The organism is Dietzia maris (genome assembly GCF_014144855.1).
Classification (GTDB): domain Bacteria; phylum Actinomycetota; class Actinomycetes; order Mycobacteriales; family Mycobacteriaceae; genus Dietzia; species Dietzia kunjamensis.
The window spans coordinates 1-3,478 of record NZ_JAALDN010000125.1 but is presented as its reverse complement, the minus strand read 5'-3'; the positions used below and the strand labels follow the sequence as shown (position 1 = coordinate 3,478).

Annotated in this window: 3 protein-coding genes; 1 reads left to right on the top strand and 2 read right to left on the bottom strand. The window is 69.3% G+C overall.

What is annotated here, in order from left to right; translation table 11 throughout:
• Positions 1–50: 50 nt before the first annotated feature.
• Positions 51–2,492, bottom strand: coding sequence for a glycoside hydrolase family 65 protein (locus G6024_RS04955; protein WP_119192063.1), 2,442 nt, complete (start codon positions 2,490–2,492; stop codon positions 51–53).
• 185 nt (positions 2,493–2,677) lie between these two features.
• Here G6024_RS04955 and G6024_RS04950 point away from each other — a divergent pair, with 185 nt between their 5' ends.
• Positions 2,678–3,139 carry a hypothetical protein gene (locus G6024_RS04950; RefSeq protein ID WP_067715077.1) on the top strand — a complete coding sequence of 154 codons (462 nt, stop codon included), beginning with the start codon at positions 2,678–2,680 and terminating at the stop codon, positions 3,137–3,139.
• On the opposite strand, the gene G6024_RS04945 is transcribed toward G6024_RS04950, so the two are convergent.
• The coding region (locus G6024_RS04945) for a DUF2339 domain-containing protein (RefSeq protein WP_159148203.1) at positions 3,094–3,478 on the bottom strand (385 nt) is incomplete at its 5' end. The two genes, G6024_RS04950 and G6024_RS04945, sit on opposite strands and share 46 nt — an antisense overlap.

Genomic DNA, 3,478 nt, shown 5'->3' with positions numbered 1-3,478 from the left:
GGCCGCGCGGCGGCACGCCCACGCGGCGGCGCGCCGCGCCGATCCGGGCGTCACTCCAGGCTGAACCTCTCCTCGCCGCCCACCTCGACCATCCGCTGCTCCCCACGCACGCACACGCACACCGGGGTCTCGTCGATCACGCCGTCGCGGTGACGTATCACCACCTCGTCCCGCATCACCGTCACCGTGAGCGGCGAGCGCAGGTAGGTCATGTTGAACGAGACCCCGTCGATTCCTCCGGGCAGATTCGGGTCGAACTGCAGCATCCCGCCCTCGACCCGCATCCCGGCGTAGAAGCGCTGCACGAGGTCGACCGTGCCGGACATGACCCCCATGTGGATGCCCTCGCGGGTCGTCCCGCCCTGGATGTCGTGCACGTCGCTGCCAAGCGCGACCTTGAACCGTTCCCAGGAACTGTCCGGGTCGAAGCGTGCGAGGACGCCCGCGTGGGTGATGTACGACAGGGTCGACCCGTGGGAGGTGCGGCGGTCGTAGTACTCGATGGTGCGCCGCGCGGCGTCGTCGGGGAACTCGTACCCGAGACGCCCGAACACCCGTCGCAGCTCGTCGTCAGTGAAGAGGAAGAACAGCATCACCGCGTCGGCCTGCTTGGCCAGCTTGTACCGGTCCGGGGTGTCGCCCTCGGCCTTGAGGATCCGGTCGAGCCGCTGGATGTTGCCGTACCTGGCGCGGTATCCCTCCCAGTCCAGCTCCTCCAGCTCCTCGTAGCCCTCGAACTGGCTGATGATCCCGTCGTGGAACGGGACGAACATCTTTCGGCTCATGTCCTTCCACCGGGCGATCTCCTCGTCGCGCAGTTCGAGCCGGGCGCGGACGGCACCCGCCTGGGGCGCCGGCAGCAGGTCGAGCAGGTGGGCGGCGATGTCGCAGATCCACGCCACGAAGACGTTGGTGTAGGCGTTGTTGCGCACTCCGCCCTCGGACGCGCCCGGGTACTTCTCGTGGTACTCGTCGGGCCCCATCACGCCGTGGATCTCGTAGCGCTGCCGCTCGGGTGAGTAGTGCGCGATGGATGACCAGAACCGCGCGATGCCGAGCATCATCTCCGCGCCCCGGAACTCGAGGAACATCGTGTCCTCGGTGAGGGTGACGTACTGCCACACGTTGTAGAAGATCGCCGCGCTGACGTGGCGCTGGTTGTGCGACAGGTCGATGTCCCACCGCCCCGACATCGGGTTGAGGTGGAGTTCCTGGGTCTGCTCCGTGCCCAGCGATCCGCTCTGCCACGGGAACATGAACCCCTCGTACCCGGCCGACGCCGCCGCCACCCGCGCCTCGGACTGCCTCCGGTAGCGGTACATGAGCAGGCTGCGGGTCACGGCCGGGAGCCGGAAGGTCAGGAACGGGAAGACGAACAGTTCGTCCCAGAACACGTGGCCCCGGTAGGCCTCGCCGTTGATCCCGCGGGCGGGCACGCCGGCGTCGAGGTCGGAGGTGTTGTGCGAGCACGTCTGCAGGATGTGGCTGATGTGCACCCGCAGCAGGTGCTGGGCCTCGTCGTCGCCGAACACGTGCAGGTCACACGCCTGCCACAGCCGCTCCCACGACTCGCGGTGGTGCGCGTACGCCGCGTCGAACGGTCGCGAGCGCGACGCCGACCGTGACGCGCGCAGGAGCGTGTCCCCCGTGGCCGGGTCACGGGAGGTGAACAGGGCGACCGATTTCTCGATCGTCGTGGGGACGTCGCGCTCCAGTTCCACGTGGAGGGTCTGCTGGATGTAGTCCGCCGTCCGGAAGTCGGAGCGGGGCACCTCGCGTTCCCGGCCGCCGGTCGAGACGAGGGTGCGTGCCGCGACGCCGACGTTCACCTCGGACTGCCGGGTGCGCACCTTGAGCGCCATCACCTCGGGCTGCGGGAACACCGTGCTGCCCGGCCGGAGGTGATCGCTCTCGAGTTGCCGGTAGCGGGGCACTCCGTCGTTGGTGACGCGCCCGTCGAGCGCGCTCACGATCTCCGCCTGGCCGGACCAGTTCAGCGGCGTGATCGTCCACTCGAGGTAGGCGTGGTGCATGCTGGCCATCGACGCGAACCGTCGGCTCACCAGCTCGGTTTCCCGTCCCTCCCGGTCACGGAAGCGGATCTGGCGGGTCATCAGCGCCGAGCGCAGGTCCACCCGGTGGCGGTACTCGAGGATCTGCACCTCCGAGAGCCGTAGTACCTCGGCGCCGCCGATGCGCAGCTTGAGCGGCAGCCAGTTGGGGAGGTTGACCAGGTCCTCGTTGTGCACCGGCACGCCGCCGAGCATGGTGGTCGCGCGGTTGTAGAGGCCGTGCACGTAGGTGCCCGGGTAGTGGACCCCGTCGTTCTCCTCCCACTCGGCGGCGCCGCGAGTGGACATGTACCCGTTGCCGGTCGAGGTGAGCGTCTCGCGCAGGCCCTCCTCACCGGGGTCGAACCCGTCGTAGGACAGCGAGAAGGCGTCGTCCTGCCCGCCCGGGGAGGCTGCGCGTCCGGTCTGTGAGGTGGTCACACGCTCGACCCTAACCAGTCCGTCGGCTCCTCGGCGGCGGTCCGGCCGGACGGCTCGGCGAGATCGTCATCCCGCCGAGACCCGCCCCGCACGTGTCTACGATATGATCTACGTCACAGTCGGGACGGTTCGGGGCCGCGCCGCGATCCCTCTTGTCGACCGTCTCCGTCCGACAGGGGTTCATCATGACCGTTCAGCTCATCGAGATCACCGAGGACGTCGCCGACCGGCTCCAGGTCCTCACCACACCGACGGCCTGTCAGGTCGGCGATGCGCGCATGATCATCATCGATCTGCTCGGTTCCGGGCCGTCGTGGCCGTTGTCCGTCTTGGTCGACCACGTCTGCACCTCCTACGAGGCCCCGGACGGCGAGCGTCTCATGGTCGACCTGCGCGACCGCGAGGGCCTGGCCGACCACCTCCTGCGTGACGAGCCCGCCCTGCGCCACGTGACGTGGGTCCGCGCCACGCGCCAGGCACTGCGCGAGTTGACCGACGCCGGCGAGGTGGTGTGGAGCCTGCCGTCGGACGATCCGGACGAGGTCGACCATCCGGAGGTCGAGGTACTGATGTCCGGCGCCCAGCCGCGCGCGTTCCGCGTCTACGTCGGCGATCCGCTGCCCGACGGCTCGGTCTCCCTGCGGTAGCGGACGGCCACCGCGAGCATCACCGCGCCGACGGCGATGAACGACAGCACACGGAACAGTCCCGGCAGGGTGGCCAGGTCGAGCAGGAGCAGCTTCGCCAGCGCGAGGGAGCCCAGGACGAACCCGAGTCGACGCGCATCGGCGATCCGCGGGTTCGCGGTGAGGACGAGCCAGGCCGCGCAGCAGATCCACAGCACCGTCACCACCAGGTGTGCGGCGAGGAACCCGTTCCGCGCCACCCCGGTGAGGTCACCGATCACGACGCCCGCCGCGACCACCATCACCGAGAAGGCCGCCAGCGCCACGACGGCGCCCACCATCATCACGCGCGTCGACTCG

What these genes read in the sequence shown, in the direction of transcription:
- G6024_RS04950 (WP_067715077.1), top strand. Translation starts at nt 2,678, where the DNA reads ATGACCGTTCAGCTCATCGAGATCACCGAGGACGTCGCCGACCGGCTC.